The sequence below is a fragment of the Myxococcus eversor genome, assembly GCF_010894455.1.
In the GTDB taxonomy this organism is placed as follows: domain Bacteria; phylum Myxococcota; class Myxococcia; order Myxococcales; family Myxococcaceae; genus Myxococcus; species Myxococcus eversor.
On the sequence record NZ_JAAIXY010000023.1, the window covers coordinates 165,852 to 184,647 of the forward strand.

16 protein-coding genes and 1 pseudogene are annotated in these 18,796 nt (G+C 68.6%); 9 read left to right on the forward strand and 8 right to left on the reverse strand.

The window, feature by feature from the left end:
- The first annotated feature begins 34 nt into the window (after positions 1–34).
- The 8 genes from G4D83_RS36380 (at position 35) to G4D83_RS36415 (ending at position 11,876) form a co-directional block, all read left to right on the forward strand.
- Positions 35–1,507: a cobyric acid synthase gene (locus G4D83_RS36380; protein ID WP_163869498.1), complete on the forward strand. Its 1,473-nt coding sequence runs from the start codon at positions 35–37 to the stop codon at positions 1,505–1,507.
- 65 nt (positions 1,508–1,572) lie between these two features.
- Positions 1,573–2,838, forward strand: coding sequence for a WD40 repeat domain-containing protein (locus tag G4D83_RS36385; RefSeq protein ID WP_163869499.1), 1,266 nt, complete (start codon positions 1,573–1,575; stop codon positions 2,836–2,838).
- 9 nt (positions 2,839–2,847) lie between these two features.
- A complete protein-coding gene (locus G4D83_RS36390) occupies positions 2,848–4,968 on the forward strand; it encodes a carbamoyltransferase family protein (RefSeq protein ID WP_163869500.1) in 2,121 nt (706 codons plus the stop codon).
- Positions 4,965–6,941, forward strand: coding sequence for a TonB-dependent receptor plug domain-containing protein (locus G4D83_RS36395; RefSeq protein WP_163869501.1), 1,977 nt, complete (start codon positions 4,965–4,967; stop codon positions 6,939–6,941). Before G4D83_RS36390 ends, G4D83_RS36395 begins: the two co-directional genes overlap by 4 nt.
- The gene (locus tag G4D83_RS36400; RefSeq protein WP_163869502.1) at positions 6,938–8,554 is read left to right on the forward strand and encodes an MXAN_6577-like cysteine-rich protein; all 1,617 of its coding nucleotides are present in this window, start codon (positions 6,938–6,940) and stop codon (positions 8,552–8,554) included. The genes G4D83_RS36395 and G4D83_RS36400 overlap by 4 nt, the downstream gene beginning before the upstream one ends.
- A 177-nt stretch (positions 8,555–8,731) precedes the next feature.
- Positions 8,732–8,944: a hypothetical protein gene (locus G4D83_RS36405; RefSeq protein ID WP_163869503.1), complete on the forward strand. Its 213-nt coding sequence runs from the start codon at positions 8,732–8,734 to the stop codon at positions 8,942–8,944.
- 101 nt (positions 8,945–9,045) lie between these two features.
- Positions 9,046–10,527 carry a sensor histidine kinase gene (locus G4D83_RS36410; RefSeq protein ID WP_163869504.1) on the forward strand — a complete coding sequence of 494 codons (1,482 nt, stop codon included), beginning with the start codon at positions 9,046–9,048 and terminating at the stop codon, positions 10,525–10,527.
- Entirely contained in the window at positions 10,509–11,876 is a 1,368-nt protein-coding gene (locus G4D83_RS36415; protein ID WP_163869505.1) for a sigma-54-dependent transcriptional regulator, read from the forward strand. The genes G4D83_RS36410 and G4D83_RS36415 overlap by 19 nt, the downstream gene beginning before the upstream one ends.
- 3 nt (positions 11,877–11,879) lie before the next feature.
- Here G4D83_RS36415 and G4D83_RS36420 read toward each other — a convergent pair whose 3' ends face one another.
- The 6 genes and pseudogenes from G4D83_RS36420 to G4D83_RS36440 form a co-directional block, all read right to left on the reverse strand.
- Positions 11,880–12,632, reverse strand: a complete 753-nt coding sequence (locus tag G4D83_RS36420; RefSeq protein ID WP_240357023.1) for a glutaminyl-peptide cyclotransferase — start codon at positions 12,630–12,632, stop codon at positions 11,880–11,882.
- Between the two features lie 122 nt (positions 12,633–12,754).
- A pseudogene (locus tag G4D83_RS36425) lies at positions 12,755–13,515 on the reverse strand (DUF5953 family protein).
- Positions 13,503–13,847 carry a DUF6310 domain-containing protein gene (locus G4D83_RS47115; RefSeq protein WP_338041961.1) on the reverse strand — a complete coding sequence of 115 codons (345 nt, stop codon included), beginning with the start codon at positions 13,845–13,847 and terminating at the stop codon, positions 13,503–13,505. The pseudogene G4D83_RS36425 and the gene G4D83_RS47115 overlap by 13 nt, the downstream one beginning before the upstream one ends.
- Before the next feature lie 29 nt (positions 13,848–13,876).
- A complete protein-coding gene (locus tag G4D83_RS47120; RefSeq protein WP_338041962.1) occupies positions 13,877–14,131 on the reverse strand; it encodes a hypothetical protein in 255 nt (84 codons plus the stop codon).
- A gap of 334 nt (positions 14,132–14,465) precedes the next feature.
- On the reverse strand, positions 14,466–15,458 hold the full coding sequence (locus G4D83_RS36435; protein ID WP_163869507.1) for a lysylphosphatidylglycerol synthase domain-containing protein: 993 nt from the start codon (positions 15,456–15,458) through the stop codon (positions 14,466–14,468).
- 54 nt (positions 15,459–15,512) lie between these two features.
- The gene (locus G4D83_RS36440; protein ID WP_163869508.1) at positions 15,513–15,971 is read right to left on the reverse strand and encodes a response regulator transcription factor; all 459 of its coding nucleotides are present in this window, start codon (positions 15,969–15,971) and stop codon (positions 15,513–15,515) included.
- Positions 15,972–16,411: 440 nt separating this feature from the next.
- Between G4D83_RS36440 and G4D83_RS36445 the strand changes: the two genes are divergently transcribed.
- On the forward strand, positions 16,412–17,905 hold the full coding sequence (locus G4D83_RS36445) for a Do family serine endopeptidase (protein WP_163869509.1): 1,494 nt from the start codon (positions 16,412–16,414) through the stop codon (positions 17,903–17,905).
- A gap of 57 nt (positions 17,906–17,962) precedes the next feature.
- On the opposite strand, the gene G4D83_RS36450 is transcribed toward G4D83_RS36445, so the two are convergent.
- Positions 17,963–18,313 carry a DUF1428 domain-containing protein gene (locus G4D83_RS36450; protein ID WP_163869510.1) on the reverse strand — a complete coding sequence of 117 codons (351 nt, stop codon included), beginning with the start codon at positions 18,311–18,313 and terminating at the stop codon, positions 17,963–17,965.
- Between the two features lie 107 nt (positions 18,314–18,420).
- On the reverse strand, positions 18,421–18,771 hold the full coding sequence (locus tag G4D83_RS36455) for a hypothetical protein (RefSeq protein WP_163869511.1): 351 nt from the start codon (positions 18,769–18,771) through the stop codon (positions 18,421–18,423).
- Positions 18,772–18,796: the final 25 nt, after the last annotated feature.

The window sequence follows — 18,796 nt, forward strand, 5'->3', positions numbered from 1 at the left end:
CGCCCTATAGTGCACGCGCGCCAGGAGGCCCGCCATGCCGAAGCAACCCCACCTCATGATTCAAGGCACGGGCTCCCACGTGGGGAAGACCACGCTCGTCGCCGGCCTGTGCCGCCTGTACGCGAACAAGGGGCTGCGCGTGGCCCCCTTCAAGTCGCAGAACATGTCCCTCAACTCCTTCGTCACGGAGGAGAACGAGGAAATCGCCCGAGCCACGGCGGTGCAGTCCTTCGCGGCGAGGCAGCGGCCCATCGTCCACATGAACCCGCTGCTGCTCAAGCCCAAGTCGGACAGCGTCAGCCAGCTCATCATCCACGGCCGACCCCACCAGGACGTCGACGCGCGCGAGTACTTCCTCTCCGACACGCACCGCGCGCTCAAGCTGTCCGCCATCCAGGAGTCCATCGACCACCTGACGCGCCACTACGACCTGGTCATCGCGGAGGGCGCGGGGAGCTGCGCGGAGCCCAACCTGCGTCCGTTCGACGTGGTGAACATGGAGGTGGCGCACCGGCTGGACGCGCGGGTGTACCTGGCGGTGGACATCGACAAGGGCGGCATCGCGGCGGAGCTGCTTGGCACTTTGCGGGTGCTGGAGCTGGTGGCGCCGGAGGACTGCGAGCGCATCGCCGGCTTCATCATCAACAAGTTCCGAGGAGACCGGCAGGTGCTCCAGCCCGCGGTGGACTTCATCGAGCACCACGCGAAGCGGCCTGTCGTCGGGGTGATTCCCTATCTGTCGCTGGCGCTGGAGGAGGAGGACCGCGTCCAGCCTCGGATGCAGGGTGCGCCGGAAATCGACGTGGCGGTGGTGTACCTGCCGCACATCTCCAACAGCACGGACTTCGACTACCTCCAGGAGGAGCCCCACGTGCGCGTCCGGTTCGTGCGCTCGGTGGACCAGCTCGGCGCGCCGGACGCCATCATCCTGCCCGGCACCAAGAACACCGTGGGGGATTTGCATCACCTGCGGCGCATCGGCTTCGAGCGAGTGCTCCAGGAGTTGAGCGCCACCACGCCCATCGTCGGCATCTGCGGGGGCTTCCAGATGCTGGGGCGTGCGTTGCTGGACGAGGGGCGCCGCGAGTCCGAGCACGGGAGCACCACGGGCCTGGGGTTGTTGGATATCGACGTGGAATTCCTACCCGGGAAGACGGTCTTCAATCGTCACTACACGCCCACGTCTGACAATCCCTTCGCGGGCGCGGGCGCGGTGTCAGGGTATGAAATCCACTCCGGACTCGTCAGGTATGCGAGCGCGAGGCCGCTCTACGCCCATGCGGGCGGAGTCGACGGCGCCGTGCATGAGCGACTGCCCATCTTCGGCACGTTCATCCATGACCTGTTCAAGAATCCCCGACTCAGCAGGTCGTTTATCGACTCATTGCGCCAGCGCAAGGGATTGCCAGTCCTGACAGCACCTCTGTGCAACCATGACACCCGTCGTGAGGAGAGTTACAATCGCCTGGCATCCACCCTGGCCGAGCACATGACAACGTTTGCCTGACTCCATCCCGCCGAGGGGGGCGCTTGGGGATTCCCGACTGAAGCGCATGTAGGAGGAGGCTCGACATGAAGCTCGATGGATTCGTCCGTGTGCTGCCACGCGTGGTGCTGCTGCTTGCCATGGCCTGTCAGCACGACGCCCACGCGCAGGAACAGGCCTCTGTCAGCACCACCGACAGCAACCTCGCCGCGCAAGTGCTCACACCCGTGGGCACCACGTATCCCTATACCCAACAGTTGCAGTGGTTGGACTCCACCCGCTTCATCGTAGGGCGCCTGGATGGCTCCATGACGTTCTTCCGTCCCCCGGGCCCCACGGAGTGGGGGCCCATGCTCACCGATGTCCTGCGCACCCCCGCCAACCGGGGCGTGGAGATGATGGCCGTTCGCGACGAGCGGACCTTCGTCACCTCCAACGACAGCACCACCATCACCCTCTGGCGCGAGCGGGATTCAGCGCTGCAAGAGGACGCGGAGCCGGCGCACCTGGACAGGCTCCCTCGCGAGTTCCGCTTCGAGAACTTCGCCTACGACGCGGACGTGGGAACCGCCAACAGCGGCGTCTTCGTCGTCCACGCGAACCGCGAGTATCTGGTGACGGGCCATGAGAACGGCTTCGTCCTCATCTGGAGCGTCTCGCGCAACGGCCGCCAGCTCGCGATGCACAAGAAGCTCAACGTCCGCTCCCCCAACCCCATCCCCAGCCCCTTCCAGCTTTGGAACGTGCGCGACATCGTCGCGTGGCGCGATGGCATCGTCATCACCGGCGCGGAGGACGGCGACCTGGTGATGCTCCAGCTCCCCCAGGGCAACGTGCTCGCCCGCAAGCGCTACAACCCGAGCGCCCAGCGCGGCATCAACGGCCTGGCCATCCTCGATGACCACCTGGTCGCCGTGGCCTGCTCCGTGGGTCCCTCGGACAAGAATACGTGGCTCTTCCGCGTGCGCCCCGCGGAGTTCCAGTCCCAGGGCTCCGTGGACCTGAAGCAGAACCTGTCCCTGCCTCAGTCCTTCGCGTTCCGCGCCGCCATGGCCCGCGTCGGCGGCCAGCCGTACGTCTTCGCCACCACGCAAGAAGGCCTGCTGTGGACCGTCCTCGTCACCCCCGCCGGGCAGCTCCAGGTCCAGGCCTCCAGCTCCGTGGACTTCCCCATCGGCGAGGCCATTGACTACAACCCGACCACGTCCCAGCTCGCGGCCGTGGGCGTGCTCGTCAACCTCTTCAACGTCGGCGTCCCCACTCCCGCCGCTCCCGAGCCGCGCAAGCAGGCTCCCAAGGTGGCTCCTCCCCAGGCACCTTCCCTGAGGCCCGAGCCCGCTCCGGCGAACTGAGGCGCCACCATGTCGGGCCACAGCGCTCCGTGGGTGCTGGGCATTGGCGCGTCGAACCACAACGGCGCCGCGTGTCTCTTGCGCGGCGACGAAGTGGTCGTGGCCATCCAGGAAGAACGCCTGCTGCGCCGCAAGCGGGCGTGGCTTCCTGGCGGCCTCGCGTCGCTGTCGGTGCGCTACTGCCTGGAGCACGCGGGCATCCAACCCGAGGACCTGAGCCTCGTCGCGTGCTGCTCGCTGATGGGGCCTCGTGGGCCCCTGTTCGACGTGCGGGCCAACCCCGACCTCGCCCTCCACAGGACGGGGGTGCCGACCCTCACCCTCTCCCATCATCTGGGACACGCCGTCGGCGCCTTCGCCACGTCCGGCTTCGACGAGGCCCTGGTGCTCGTCGTCGACGGCTTCGGCTCCAACGTCAACGACTTGTCCCCAGAGGAGCTGGCGGCGGTCGTCTCCGAGCGGCGCGGAGAGGAGACGCTCTCCGTCTACCGCGCCTCACCCGAGGGCTTCGTCCCGTTGGAGAAACACCTGGGGACCTTCCTGGAGGTCACCGCCTCCGCGGAGCTGGAGCGCTTCCAGGGGATGCCACGCTTCGGCAGCCTGGGAGGCCTGTACTCCGCCGTCGGGCGACAGCTCTTCTTGGACGTGCTCGAAGGGCCGGGCAAGGTCATGGGCCTCGCGCCCCATGGCGTGCCCGAGTTCCCAATCACCGACTTCTTCGACATCGTCGACGGACGGTTCGTCTTCTCCGACGCCGTGCCTCGGCGGTTCCCTCACAACGAGCGCTGGCCCGCGCGACAGGAGGAGTATCGGAACCTCGCGGCCTCCGCACAGGCGGCGCTGGAAGCAGGGCTGCTACACGTCGTCCGACGACTGCGCGCGAGCACGTCCTGCGACACGCTCTGCTACGCGGGTGGCGTCGCGCTCAACAGCGTGGCGAACGAGCGCCTCTTCACCGAAGCGGGCTTCCGGGACGTCTACGTCATGCCCGCCGCCGAGGACAGTGGCACGGCCCTGGGCGCGGCGTACCACGGGCTCTGGCACCTGACAGGACATCGCTCCAGTCGAAGGCTCCAGCAGGACAGCGTGGGCAGGACGTATCCCTCCGCTTGGATGGAGCGCGCCATCCAGGCGACGCCCGCCGTCGTATCCCGTCGCTTGCCCTCGGTGGTGCCCGCCGTCGCGGACCTGCTGGTGGAGGGCAAGATGCTCGGGTGGTTCCAGGGAGGCTCCGAGCTGGGCCCGCGCGCGCTCGGGCAACGGAGCATCCTCTGCGACCCGCGTCCCGGTGACATGAAGGACGTCCTCAACAGCCGGGTGAAGTTCCGCGAGGCCTTCCGCCCCTTCGCGCCCGCCATCCTCGCGGAGCACGCACGCGAGTGGTTCGACCTCGACGCCAAGGAGTCCGACGACAGTCCCTTCATGCTGCGGGTGTGGCGCTTTCGTGAGGCGCAGCGTCATCGCGTCCCCGCCGTCGCCCACGTCAACGGCACCGGCCGCGTCCAGACGGTCCGCGCGGAACACGTCCCGCTGCTGCACGCGCTGCTCACGGCGTTCCATGCCCGCACCGGAGTGCCCGTCCTGCTCAACACCTCCTTCAACGTCGCGGGAGAGCCCATCGTCGAGACACCCGAGGACGCCCTGTGGTGCCTGCTGTCCACGGGGCTCGACGGCTGCGTGCTGGGTGAGCACCTCGTCATGAAGCAGGCGGCCTACGGTTCACTGCTGGACCTGGAACTGCACGTGCTCGGAGAGCGGCTTCCTCCCGAGCCCGGCGGTCTCGCGGGTGAAAACGACCTGGGGCACCTGTTGAAGGAGCCACTCGGGTTCGCCCTGGACGCGGAAGGTCGCGCCCTGGAGGATGCGCGCCAGATGACCGGCGGGTGGAGACATTGTGGCGCGTTCCGCGTGCGGACTCCGTGGGGCACGGTGCTCCAGCTCGTCTCCCCTTCCCTCGCGGAGCTGGTGGAGACCATCGAACCCCGCATGACGGGCTGGCGATTGCTCGAACGTGCCGCTCGGGAAGACGCCACGCTGGATGAAGGACGGCTGCTGCGGATGCTCGGCTCGCTGCGCCGGGCTTCCATTCTCGGCTTCGGTCCGGGACTCGCTCCCGGTGCGGGAGCGTGAGGACAGCGTTCGCGAGGTGGTGCCTGGGACTGGCGCTGCTGACAGGCGCCTCCGTGCGGGCCCAATCCTCCGAGGACGCTGGCACCCCACCGTTGTCCGAGGTCATCGACGTGGTGGGCAAGGTGCCCGACCCCGAGCCGATGGACCGCGCCTCGCAACGAGACCCCAGCAGCGTCGTCACCGTCATCTCCGTGGAGGAGCGCGGCGGCACGGCCCGCGACACCGCCGAGGTGCTCGCCACGTCACCCGGTGTCGCCATCCAGGAGTCGGGCGGGTATGGCCAGAGCAAGAGCCTCGTCGTCCGCGGTGCTTCGTCGAACGGGACGCTGGTGCTGCTCGACGGCATCCCCCTCAACGGCGCGGGCGGCAGCGCGGACCTGTCGCGCATCCCCCTGGCGCTCGCTCGCGAGTTCGAGGTGCTGCGTGGCAGCGCGGGTGCACGCTATGGCAGTGGTGGCCTCGGCGGGGTGGTGAACATCGTCACCCGCAGCCCTGGCGACACGCTGAGCCTGTCCGGGGAAGTGAGCTACGGAAGCTGGGATACGGCGACGGGCTGGCTCGCCGCCACCGGCCCGCTGCTGGACAGTGAGCTGCTCCTGCTCGTGCATGGTGGCACCTCCTCTGGCGGCTTCTCCTACCCCTTCGACACCACGCCCACGCTGCCGGGAGACGCGCCCGAGACGCGACGGCGCGACAACAACGATGCACGGGGCGCGGGTGCGCTGCTGCGCGTGAGGCATCGGCTGGCTCCGGGCGTGGTGGTGGATGCGATGGGCGAGGGCTCGCTGGAAGGACGCGGACTCGCGGGCACGGTGCAGAACCCCGTCGCGGACGCTCGTCAGTCCAGTCGCCGGGGCGTGCTGAGCCTGCGCGTGCTCGGCTCGCTCGCGAACCGGGTCGACGTGTCGGCGCGCGCGCACTTCCGACAGGAGCGCTTGGAGCTGTCCGGCGGCCCGGTGTCGCAGCAGGGCGTGCAGGTGCTGCGCGCGGGTGGCGGAGAGTTCGAGGGGCGAAGGCCCCTGGGTGACTCGCACGTCGTCTCAGCGCTGGCGAGCGTGGGTGGCGAAGGCCTGTCCACGAACGGGGTCGCCACGCCGACGGAGGAGCGGACGTCCTGGCTGCGCGCCAGCGTCATGGCGATGGACGACGTCGCGCTCTTCTCGGGACGCCTGCACGTGACGCCCTCGCTGCGACTGGAGCGCGTGGGCCCATACACACTGTGGTCTCCCAAGCTGGGGGCCCTGGTGTCACTGCCCGCCGGCCTGGAGCTGCGCGCCAACGTGGGACAGGCCCACCGCGCGCCTTCGATGCTGGAGTTGTACGTGCGCCAGGGCACGCTGCTGCCCAACGCGGACCTGCGCGCCGAGCGGGCCGTGTCCGCGGACGTGGCGTTGGCCCACCACACGGAGCGCTCGCTCGTGTCCGTGGGTGCCTTTCATAGCCTCTACGAGGACCTCATCGCCTACGAGGCCTATCCCCCGTTCGCCGCGAAGCCCTTCAACTTCGCCTCGGCGCGCGTCTCGGGGCTGGAAGTGGACGCGGAGGCGCGACCCACGCCCTACATGTCGGGCTCCCTGGCGTACACGGTGCTCGTCTCGCGCAACCTCCGGGACGACCCGCGCTACTACCTGAAGGAGCTTCCGCTCCGTCCGCGTCACACCGTGTCCGCGCGCGTGGCCGCCGGGCCTTCCTGGCTGACGGGCCGCGTGGAGCTGCGGGCCCAATCCTCGCAGCTTCGCAACCGCACCGGGGAGCTGGTGCTGCCGGCCCGGGCGCTGCTGCACGCGGGCGTGTCCACTATCTTGGGACGCCATCCCGCACTGACCCTCTCTCTCGATTTCAAGAATGTCTTCGACACCTTCGTCGAGGACTTCGACGGCTATCCCCTGCCGGGCCGCGCCGTGCTCGCCTCCGTGGCGATGTCGCTCGACGTCTCTCCCTCTTCCCCTCGAAAAAAGGCGGACACCCCATGAATGCCGCGCCACTTCCTCCCGGGCGACACGTCGCCGTCCTGGTCTCCCTGCTGTCGTGCCTGCTGCTGACGGGCTGCCCCGACGAAGGCGTTGTCTGTAGCGAGGGACTCTCCCGCTGCGGGGACACCTGCGTGGACCTCACCAGCGAGTCCGCGAACTGCGGCGAGTGTGGCAACACCTGCGGCACCGGACAGCTCTGCGCGCAGAGCGCGTGCCGCTGTCAGCAGGGCGCCACGGCCTGCGGCGACGCCTGTGTCGATACCCAGTCCTCGCCCCAGCATTGCGGCGGCTGCGCGGGCGAAGGCGGCAAGGTCTGCCAACCGTTCGAGGTGTGCATGAATGGCGACTGCCAGGGGAGCTGCGCTGAGGGCATGCTTCAGTGTTCAAACGGGTGTATCAATCCGGCCGTCAGCAACCTCCACTGCGGCGCTTGCGACAACGCCTGCGGCGACGCTCGCAGTTGCCGGGGCGGCGTGTGCACCTACGATGTGGTGGCCACGTGCTTCAACACCGGGCAGGTGGTGGGCATCCAGTCCGGCTCGGACTTCAAGGGCCCGAACACCCTGGTGGCCTCGTCTCCGCAGAGCGCGGCGCGGATGATGAACGTGCTGCTGGTGCTCGACTCCACACGCAAGCTCGTCCAGGCGCGTCTAAGTGACTACGGCGTGCTGCCCGCGCGCAACGACACGGGCCGCGCTCCCAACCAGGTTTTGGTCCTGGACCCGTACCTCTACATCCTCAACTCATCCGACAACACGCTTCAGATCCTCCGTCGCGAGGGAGACCCCATCCCCCCCGGTCCCCGGCCCTCCCACTACCCCGACGGCATCCCCCTCACCGACATCGCGAGCGTGAGCTTCGGCGCCAACACCAATCCCTTCGCCATGGCGTGGACGGGCAACGACCTCTGGGTCACGCTCTATGGCAACCTGTTGGGCGACCCGTCCGCCGGGGGCCGTGTGGTGCGCGTCTCACTGGCCAACAACGAGCCCACCGTGGTGGACACCATCGAGCTGCCCTCGGGGGCCGCGCTCAAGCCCTTCTCCGGCAACACCACGCTGTCCACGCCCACCGGCATCGCCAGCCACCACGGCAAGCTGTACGTCGCCCTCAACAACCTGAACCCCGTCACGTACAGCCCCGGCGGGCCCGGCCTGCTCGCACGCATCGACCCGACGAGCCGCGCGGTGGACCTCATCGACCTGGGCGAGGGCTGCCTCAACCCGAGCTCCGTGGCGCCCGTGGGCGAACAGCTCCTCGTCAGTTGCGGCGGCAAGGCCACCTATGACTCCGACTTCAAGCTGCTGTCCGTGGAGCGCTCGGCGCTGGTGCTCCTCGACGCGCAGGACCGCGTGGTGTCCACCGCGCCCATCCAATGCTCGCCAGGCATCGGCTCCTGTCCGATTCCGGCCGCCGGCCGCTTCGCCGTGGTGGGCAATCGCTCCTACCTGGGTGACACCAACGGCGGGCGCATCTTCGTCCACGAAGTCGTGGGCAGCACGCTCGTCGAGCGCCGGGGATTGTTGGACACGTCGGAGCCCGCCATCGCCGCGTGCCCCGCGAGTGGCTTCTCCCTGGTCAGCGACGTGGTGGCCCTGGACAAACAGTATTGAAGCGGGGGCACTTCGCCCCGACGGGGCAATGTGCCCCGGTCCCGGCGGGTCAGTTCATCCCGCTGGGACGCTGTCCTCCGAGGGAAGTCTCGCCGAGCACCGCCCTGGCATGGGGGATGCTCAGGCCCTCCCCCCGTGCCCCACGAGACATCGCGGGCACGGACCGGAGAAGAAGCCATGAAGCGTACCCTGTCTCTTGCTGTCGGCCTTTCCCTGCTGTCGACGGGCGCGTTCGCCGCGGCTCCCAAGCCGAGCACGCCCCCCACCGCGCAGAAGCCCGCCGCCGAGGCGCCCGCGAAGCCTGGCACCAAGGCGAAGCATTCCAAGGAGCATGCGGCCCACACGAAGGCCGCCTCCACTCCCACCAAGGACACCGGCGCGACGCACTGACCTCTTCTTTCGGCGCTCGCGGTACGTTGTGAGTACTTCCTTCCGGTCCATGCGGATTCGACCCCTCCCAGGTGCATGGACCGGAATAGCCTCGACCCACCGTGAGACTCGCTCGCAAGTTCACCCTCGCTCTCGTCCTGCTCGCCGTGGCCGTCATCGCCGGGCTGCAGGTCATCCAGGTCCGCCGTGAGCTGGAACGCTCGGCGCTGGACATGCAACATGACCACCGGCTGCTCGGCCACACGCTCGCTGGCACCATCGGCAAGGCGTGGCAGCTCGCCGGTGAGCGTGAAGCCCTCACGCTCCTGAACCAGTCCAACAACTACCAGGAGCAGGTCCACCTGCGCTGGGTCTGGTTGGATGGGGGCCCTGGCACTCCGTCGCTCATCGGCTTCCCGCCGCGCCTGCTGGCCACGCTGCGCCAGGGCCAGGACGGCTCCATGGTGGACCCGACTCCGGAGCCCGGCCTGCTGCATTCGTACACGCCGGTCCGCATCGGCCCGCGCTTCGGCGCCATCGAAATCACCGAGTCATTGGGCGAGGAGCGACAGCACGTCTTCGTCACGGTGGTGGGCACCATCGTCGCCACCGGCACCATCACCTTCGCCTTCTTCATCGCCGCCATGGCCATGGGACGCAGGCTCGTCGGAGAGCCGGTGGACGAGCTGGTGCAACTGGCGAACCGCTTCGGCCAGGGTGATTTGACGGCCCGCGTGCGGCTGCCCACCCAGCGACGCGGGGACGAAATCACCACGCTGGCCGACGCGATGAACCGCATGGGCGAGCAGTTGGAGGAGACGCGCTCGCGCCTGTCCGCGGAGACGGTCGCGCGCCTGTCCGCGGTGGAGCACCTGCGCCACGCGGACCGGCTCACCACCGTGGGCAAGCTCGCCTCCGGCGTGGCGCACGAGCTGGGCACGCCGCTCAACGTGGTGATGGGCCGCTCGAAGATGATTTCGTCGGGCGAAGCGGAGGGCGAGGAGGTGGGCGAGTGCGCTCGCATCATCTCCCAGCAGGCCCAGCACATGACGGGCATCATCCGGCAACTGCTCGACTTCGCGAGGCGCCGCGCGCCGCACCGGGCCCCGGAGGATGTGCGGGAGCTGGTGGACCGCTCGCTGTCGCTGCTCAGGCCCATGGCCTCCAAGAAGAGCATCACCCTGGTGGACGACGTGCCCCCGGGTGTCATGCTGGAGGCCGATGGAGGTCAGGTGCAGCAGGTGCTGACGAACCTGGTGATGAACGCGCTGCAGGCGATGAACAAGCCCGGTACGGTGCGCATCCTCGCGACGCGCACGCGCGCCACGCCGCCCACGGACGTCGGGGGCGCGGAGAGCAGCTACGTGCGGGTGGACGTGGAGGACGAGGGCGGCGGAATCCCCGCGGACGTGCTGGGCCATGTCTTCGAGCCCTTCTTCACTACGAAGGACGTGGGCGAGGGCACGGGGCTGGGGCTGTCCGTCTCGTATGGTCTCATCCGGGACCATGGCGGCTGGATTGCCGTGCGCAGCGAGCTGGGACGCGGTAGCTGCTTCTCCATCTATCTGCCGAGCGGAGGGGACACATGCCAGGCCGCGTCCTGATGGTCGAGGACGAGCGCGAGATGCGCGCCATGTTGGAGAAGGGATTGACTCGCCGGGGCTACACGCCCGTGGCGCTCGCGTCCGCGGATGAGGCGCTGGCGCGACTGGCCGGCGAGGACTTCGACGTGGTGTTGACGGACCTGCGCATGCCCGGGATGGATGGGCTGGCGCTGTGCGAGCGCATCGTCCTCAACCGGCCGGACATCCCCGTCATCGTGCTGACGGCCTTCGGCAGCCTGGAGACGGCCGTGGCCGCCATCCGCGCGGGGGCGTACGACTTCGTCACCAAGCCCATCGACCTGGATGCGCTGGTGCTGGTGCTGGAGCGCGCGGTGCAGCACCGGGCCCTGCGCGACGAGGTGCGCCGGCTGCGGCAGCAGTTGGGGCGGCAGCAGGACAGCGGCGCGGTGGTGGGCGAGAGCCCCGCCATGCAGCAGGCCTATGCGCTCATCGACCGGGTGGCGGACCTGGACTCCACGGTGCTGATTACCGGCGAGAGCGGCACGGGCAAGGAGGTGGCGGCGCGCGCGGTGCACACGCGGGGTCGCCGCTCGGCGGGGCCGTTCGTGGCGCTCAACTGCGCGGCGATGCCGGAGGCGCTGCTGGAAAGCGAGCTGTTCGGCCACGCCAAGGGCGCCTTCACGGACGCCAAGGCGACGCGCACGGGTCTCTTCGTCCAGGCCAACGGCGGCACGCTGTTCCTGGATGAAGTGGGCGAGTTGCCGCTCACGCTCCAGCCCAAGCTGTTGCGCGCGCTCCAGGAGCGGGTGGTGCGCCCAGTGGGTGGGGACACGGAGATTGCGTTCGACGCGCGCATCGTCGCGGCGACGAATCGGGACCTGGAGCTGGCGGTGGAGGAGGGCCGGTTCCGCGAGGACTTGTACTACCGGCTCAACGTCATCGGCGTGGAGCTGCCTCCGCTGCGGGCCCGGGGCAACGACGTGCTGTTGTTGTCCCAGCGCTTCATCGAGCAGTTCGCCGCGCGCAACAACAAGCGCGTGGTGGGGCCGTCGCCGGCGGCGGCGCAGCGACTGTTGGCCTATGGGTGGCCGGGGAACGTGCGCGAGCTGCAGAACTGCATGGAGCGCGCGGTGGCGCTCACGTCGTTCGAGCAGCTCACGGTGGATGACCTGCCCGAGCGCATCCGGAACTACAGCCAGCCCAAGGTGGTGCCAGAGAACACGGACCCGTCGGAGCTGGTGACGCTGGAGGAGCTGGAGCGGCGCTACATCCACCGCGTGCTGGAGGCGGTGGGTGGCAGCCGGACGTTGGCGGCGCGCATCCTCGGCGTGGACCGGAAGACGCTGTACCGGAAGCTGGAGCGCGACGACGAGGCGAAGAAGCCCTGAGCGTCAGTCGAGCGTCTCCAGGCGGACCTCGAAGAGCTTCGGCCAGAGCTTGCCCGTCATGAGCATGCGGCCGGTGCCGGGGTCCACGGCGATGCCGTTGAGGACGGCCTCGCGGTTGTCCAACTGAGGAGCCACGGCACGCGTGAGAGCGGAGGCGTCGATGATGCCGATGACGTTGCCAGTGGTGGGGTCGATCTCCAGCACGCTCGAGGAGTGCCAGACATTGGCGTAGATGACGCCGTTGGCGCACTCCAGCTCGTTGATCTGGTCCTGGGGCTGGCCTTGCAGCGTGACCTCCACCGTGCCCAGGGGTTCGAAGGTGTCGAGTGAGTGGAAGGTCAGCGTGGAGCTGCCGTCGCTGCGGACCAGGCGGCCCTGCCAGTAGCACAGGCCCCAGCCATCTCCGGAGTAGCGCGTGGTGCGCTCGCGAACAGGGGGCAGGCCGCTCCAGGTGTAGAGCAGTCCCTCCGTCCAGGTGATTTGGTAGAGGCGCTCGCCGTCACTGGCGAGGCCCTCGGTGAAGATGTTGCCCAACTCCTCCATCCACACGGGCGTGGCGGACTCCAGGGAGAGTTCGCGCAGCGTGCCCTCGTGGCCGGTGCTCTCGAAGAGCCGGCCCTGGTGGAAGACGAGCCCCTGCGTGAAGGCCTCCGTCGAGTGTGGATACTCCTGGACGATGCGGGCGACCTTCCGCGTGGGGCCCCCATCCGGGTTGATGCGCCGCTGCGCGGGGCCGCAGCTGCAGCCGTTTCCCATCCCCATGCCCAGGACACAGAGCGCCGACACCCACGCTGATTGATGAACTCGCATCGCGGGAGTCACGGAAGCAGGAAACGAAGGCCGGCACAACACGCGCGCGGAGGCCCTGTTCAGGATGGTCAAGGAGCCGAGCGGCCACCAATCTCCGGGAACCGCGCATAGGCGAGCAGGAGCGCATCCAGATGTGCGGGGTCATCCAGGTCCAGTGGCGCGGCCGTGAGCTGGACAATCCACCCTCCAGATAGCGTACGACGCGCTCGCGTGAGCAATTCGGCGTCGCGCGAGGCCTCCGGGAACCCAAGGGTCTGGGCGGTGGCGGCCGACCAGTAGTTCAGCCATCCCAGGCAATACGGAATCTCGGGCGAGCGGATTTTCTCGGGGAACTTGAGCGCTGGAAGCTCCTGGGGCGGAATCCCAGGTTTGTGCACTGGATCCACTGTCTGCCCCGCGATTCGCACCGCCGTCTTGGTCGGCGTCGCATGCCCCCAGCGCGCGCTCCCTCCGCCACGCCTTCCAGCACGCCCACCGCCGCGGCAATCAAGTCCTCGTCCAGCGGGAGCTTCGCATGGACGTCGAGCATCGGCTGACCACCTGGTGCCTGACTCCCTGGCGTTTGCAGTCCGTGGACCGTCACGGGGTGACTCTCGTCCCCGTTGCACACGAGAGGAAATCCTCCGTCCCTCATCTCTTCCGCGAGCCACGCATCGCGAGCTTGCAAGGCCATGGGGTGCCCGTCCTCGGAGACCTTCCACTCCAGACGCAAGCCGGGCAGCGCCCGTTCCATCCCCTGGATGACCGCGAGCGGACGGCCATCACTTCTCGTGAGCACTGGAGCGTAGACGGCGATGCTGAGTCTTCTTCGAGTGGTCACCGCTTGCATCCCGTAACGACGATGTTGAGGGTGCGTTCGAGCTCGGCCAGTGCTTCCTTGTGGGCTTCGGTGCTCACCCCGACGACGAAGCCATATCCACACTCCATCGCGATGGTTCGCTCTTCTCGCATCGTCGCCACCTGCTGCCGGACCACCTGCTCCTGAAGGAATTCCGAGTACGTGTCGAATTGGTCGGTCTTGATTTCCCATAGCACCCGCGCGCCGACCTGCAGCGCGTCGAAGCGCTTGCCCTTCACGAGCACGTCCTTGCCAGGGAAACGATTCGGAGGGAACTGGTCGGCGCACCTGTCATGCGCGGCATCTCCGCCAAGGTGCGGCACCGGGATGGGCTCGCACCGGGGGTGGCGCTCTAGTCGGGTGGCGTTGGAGAAAACCAGTCCTGCCCTGCTGGCTCGGGTTGAGGCTTCCGCTTCGAGGAGGACTCCCGCGAGACGGGCTTCGCCAGGAGCGTGACCTCTTCCTCCTCGGAGTGACTTCCGCTCAGGGCATATGCATCCAGCGCTTCTTTGATGGCGACGCCCACCACCAAGATGCCAACGACGACCACGGCACCGGCGATGATTTCCGGCGCAGCCAGGATGCAGAGGCCGGTTCCCAGAACCATCGTGCCCGCCGAAGCAACGGCGCACCTGCCCGTGGGGTCATTGAATCGGACCCGGTCATGGTCAAGAGCCTGGAAGCAGCGCTCCGCCAACACGGGCCACGGCTGGGAGGCCTGATGGACGGCGCATCGGCCACCGTCCCTCCACGGTAACTTCGCCGCTCTCTGGAGATTGGCGACCCTCGGGCTCGGGGGCCTGCGCACACTTGAAGCCGGTGCCGACGTCGCACACGCCGAGAAGAAGAGCAGGAGCACGGCGCACGCGAGGGGTCGCATCGCTGCATCCTCGCGGACCTGCGCTGGAGGATGCCAGCCCCGAGAGATGAGCGACCTCCACTCACCCCTCCTGTCGTCGCCGTCCCAGGCGGGCCCGCAGCTCCGCCGCCTGGCCCCGGTGCTGCGCCAATTCGTGCCCCAGCAGCAGCACCGCCGCCACCGCGAAGGGCAGCAGGTAATAGACGATGCGGTACACCACGAGCGTGCCAAGCACCATCGATGCCGGCACCCCCGGCGTCAGCGCCGCCAGGATGATGGAGTCGAACACACCCAGCCCGCCCGGCACCTGACTGGCGATGCCCACGAGCTGCGCCACCGCGAACAACGCCACCATGCTCGGCGGCGAAATCCCCGACCCCGCAGGCAACAACACCCACAGCACCATCGCCGCCAGCGACCAGTCCAGACAGGACACCCCCACCTGCTCCAATGCCTGTCGCAGCGTGGGCAACGACACCTCCAGATGCAGCCGGGGCACCTTCAGCGTCCGCCGCACCCGCGCGCACAGCACCAGGTAGCCCAGCAACACCCCGAGCAGGCCCACACCCAGCCCCCGCGCCATCCCAGGCTGGAGCGACAACGACGACATGGCCCCCTGCCCCGCGTCCACCACCAGCGCCACGCCCGCCACCGCCAAGAGCCCCGCCCAGAATGTCAGCGCGTTGAACGTCCCCACCTGCGCCACGTCCAGCGCCGTCAGCCCTCGCGCCGAATACAGCCGGTAGCGCACGCCGCCCCCCGTGAGGAACGACATGCCGATGTTGTGTCCGAACGCGTACCCCACGAAGGACGTGAAGCCCACCTGCCGATACGGCAGCTTGCGCCCCAGGTGCCTCAGCGCCAGCACGTCATAGAGCGTCAACGCCAGGTAGTTGCACGCCGCGCACACCACCGCCAATGCGATGCGCCCGCGTGGAATCGAGGCCAGCCCGCGGGCCACGGACTCCACATTCAGCTCGCGCAGCTCGTGGCGCATCACGAGGAAGGCCAACGTCAGCAGCACCAGGGGAAGCAGGGCGAGGAGCGCTCGCCTCAACCGGGTCGGAGAGAGCACCCTCCGACAGTGCGCACCTGCCTCCGTCCCCGCCCGCGTCGAGCAGGCAGGGGCTCAGCGGACCGGCGGGACGAGCGCCTCCGCCGTGGCGCACAAATCCTCCATCGCGAAGGGCTTGTCCAACACCCGCGCCGCGCCCAACAACTCCGCGTCGCGATGCACCTGCGCATCTCCAAACGCGGTGATGAGGATGACCGGCGTCGTCCAACCCTCGCGCCGCAGCCGCGCCACCACCTCCAGCCCCGAGTACCCAGGCATGCGCACGTCGGTGATGATGAGGTCCGGCACCAGCGTCTGGTCCGCCAGCAAGCCGTCGATGATGACCTGCACCAGGCCCGGACCATCCGCGGCTTCCACCACCTCATAGCCCTGGCGCTGGAGCGCCCTGCGCAACAACGCGCGCATCTCCGGCTGGTCCTCCGCGACGAGGACTCGCGGACGCTGCCCTCGCTCGGCATCCGGGAGCGGCCACGGCCGCGCTCCCGACTGCTCCTGCTCTTCGTCTGGCCCCATCAAGTTCGACTCCTTCCAGCGTGGTGGGCTGCCCGCCCTCCCGCCTTCCTCGTGGAAGTACGGAATGTGACGAGCGAGCCCGGGCAGAGCATTCGACGTGCCACTTCATTCCCCTGCGGAAGGAGGCACTTCGCCCCGGGGACATTTGCCCCGAGCGGGGCACTTTGCCCCGAGCTTCTTGCCCCGCTGCCCCCACGCTCAGAGGAGAGCACCCCGCGCGAAGCCCTGGCCCGGCACGTGCAAAAGGGTCTGGCATCGGTTCGGATGTGGGGACTCGCGGAACGAGCCCCGAGCAATGGCAGCCGTCGGGAGTCGGGGGACGACCAGCGGCAGACCTTTCCACCTCCAGGGGGAGCCATTCCGCGTCCTCCCCACATCTGAACCGATTCTCAAACACTCTTTCCTGACCGGACTGACTCCGGCCTCACGGAGAACGAACGATGGCCTGCTCGCTCCCCTCTCGCCGTTTCCTCGGTGCCCTGGCCCTCCTGCCCGCCGCGACGCTGGGCTTCGCGTGCGGACAAGCCCAGGCCCTGGGTTCTTCCAATTCCTCTCAAGCCACGGCCACCGTCGCCGCCACGACGATGGCCGCGGCCGCGACGCCCTCCGGCGCGCCCGTGCAGCCCGCGCGCTTCAACCCCGCGACCGTTGTCACCTCGCTGGCGCCGCTGGTCGATTCAGTGAAGGGCTCCGTCGTCTATGTGGAGGTGCAGGCCCGCCCCAAGCGCATGTCCGGCATGCAGGGCCTGCCTCCGGGCATGGCCGAGCGCTTCGGAATGATGCCTCCGGGCATGCAGGGCAACCCGCAGCCGCGCCAGGGCCTGGGCTCGGGCTTCGTCATCGACGCGACGGGCACCGTCCTCACCAACAACCATGTGGTGGAAGGCGCGGACACGGTGCGCGTGAAACTGGAGGATGGCCGCTCGTTCGACGCGGAGGTGCTCGGGAGAGACCCGCTCACCGACGTCGCGCTGCTCAAGCTCAAGGGCGCGCCGAACAACCTGCCCTTCGTGCCGCTGGGTGACTCGGACGCGGTGCGCGTGGGCGACGCGGTGATGGCCATCGGCAACCCGTTCGGCCTGGACTCCAGCGTCAGCGCCGGCATCCTCTCCGCGCGCGCTCGCGACATCCACTCCGGCCCGTACGACGACTTCCTCCAGACCGACGCCGCCATCAACCCCGGCAACTCCGGTGGGCCGCTCTTCAACATGAAGGGCGAAGTCGTCGGCATGAACACCGCCATCATCGGCGGCGCCAGTGGCATCGGCTTCGCGGTGCCCAGCAACCTCATCCGCGCGCTGCTACCGCAGCTCCAGGAGACGGGCGCGGTGCGCCGTGGCTACCTGGGCCTGGCCATCCAGGACCTCACGCCGGAGCTGGCGCGCGCCCTCAAGGTCGACGCCAACAAGGGCGCCGTCGTGGCCAACATCAGCCGAGGAGGCCCCGGAGACCGCGCGGGCCTCAAGGAAGAGGACATCATCACCTCCGTCGGAGGCCGCGCGGTGGATTCCGCCGGCACGCTCACCCGCGCGGTGGCGCTGCTCAAGCCCGACAGCCGCGTGAAGGTGGAGCTGGTGCGCGGCGGCAAGCCCATGACGCTGGACGTGACGCTCGGCACGCGTCCGGCCCAGCGCGGCGAAGAGGAAATCACGCCGCGCAACGCCTCCGCGCCGGCCACGCGCAAGCTGGGCATCAGCCTGCGAGACGCGGAGGGCGGCGGCGCTCAAATCATGGAGGTGGAGCCTGGCAGCCCCGCGGAGCGCGCGGGACTGATGCCCGGCATGGTGTTGACGCAGGTCGGTGATGGCAAGGTGTCCAACGCGTCCGACGCGTTCAACACCTTGACCTCCGCGAAGTCGGGCGCCGCGCTCCTGTTGCGCGTGCGAGCCCCGGACTCGGACTCCACGGTGCTTCGCGCCCTGGAGATTCCGTAGTCCCTCACGGTGTCCGGCGGGCCTTCCCTCCCACCCGCCGGACGCCGCTGAGGTTTGCTACAGCGAGACGATGGGCTTGAAGCCGCCGTACATCATCCGCTTCATGTCGAAGGGCATTTGCGTCATGTCGCTCAGGCGAGGGTCCGCCATGACCAGCTTGTTGATGCGATTGCGGTCGGCCTTCGTCTTGTAGACGATGAAGGAGAACACCACCGTCTCGCCCTCCTTGCGCTTCACGCTCCTGGCGAACAGGGCGAGCGGGCCTTCGGCGATATCATCCGCGACACATTCGGTGTACTGGAGCGCGCCGTGCTCACGCCAGATCTTGCCGGCCTTGCGAGCAATCTTGCGGTAGGCGGCGAGGTTCTTCGTGGGCAGCGGCAAGACGAATCCGTCGACGTAGGGCATGCCAACCTCCAGCAGCGAGATGAGCGGCCAGTCAACCACACCGCCCGTAGAAGCACTGGAAGCAACCTGTCGTCACGGCGAGATTCCGACACGTCGGCGACAGGCGCTCACGGCCCCGGGCGGAAGCGCAGCGCGCTCCAGACGGAGTCGATGGCCACCTGCCGCACGGTCTGGATGCCCTCCTTCTCCAGACGCCGGGCGAGGATGTCCCGGTTGAGGTCCGTGTCGAGCTGCCCCGCCTTCGGGTAGGCCACCCACGTGACTCGGTCCTCCTTCGCGGCGGCGATGACGGGCGCGGACTTCGTGTCCACGTCCTCCATCCGCGTCACGAAGAGCAACAGCGCCTCCGCCTTCACGGAGGACGTCGTCGCGACATCGTCCAGGTCGACCCCCTTCGGCTTGCCGATGACCCGGGCCTTCACGCCCTCCTTCAAGTTCAGCTTCTTCGCCAGGCTCATGAATGGGACCTCTCTCGATGGAAGC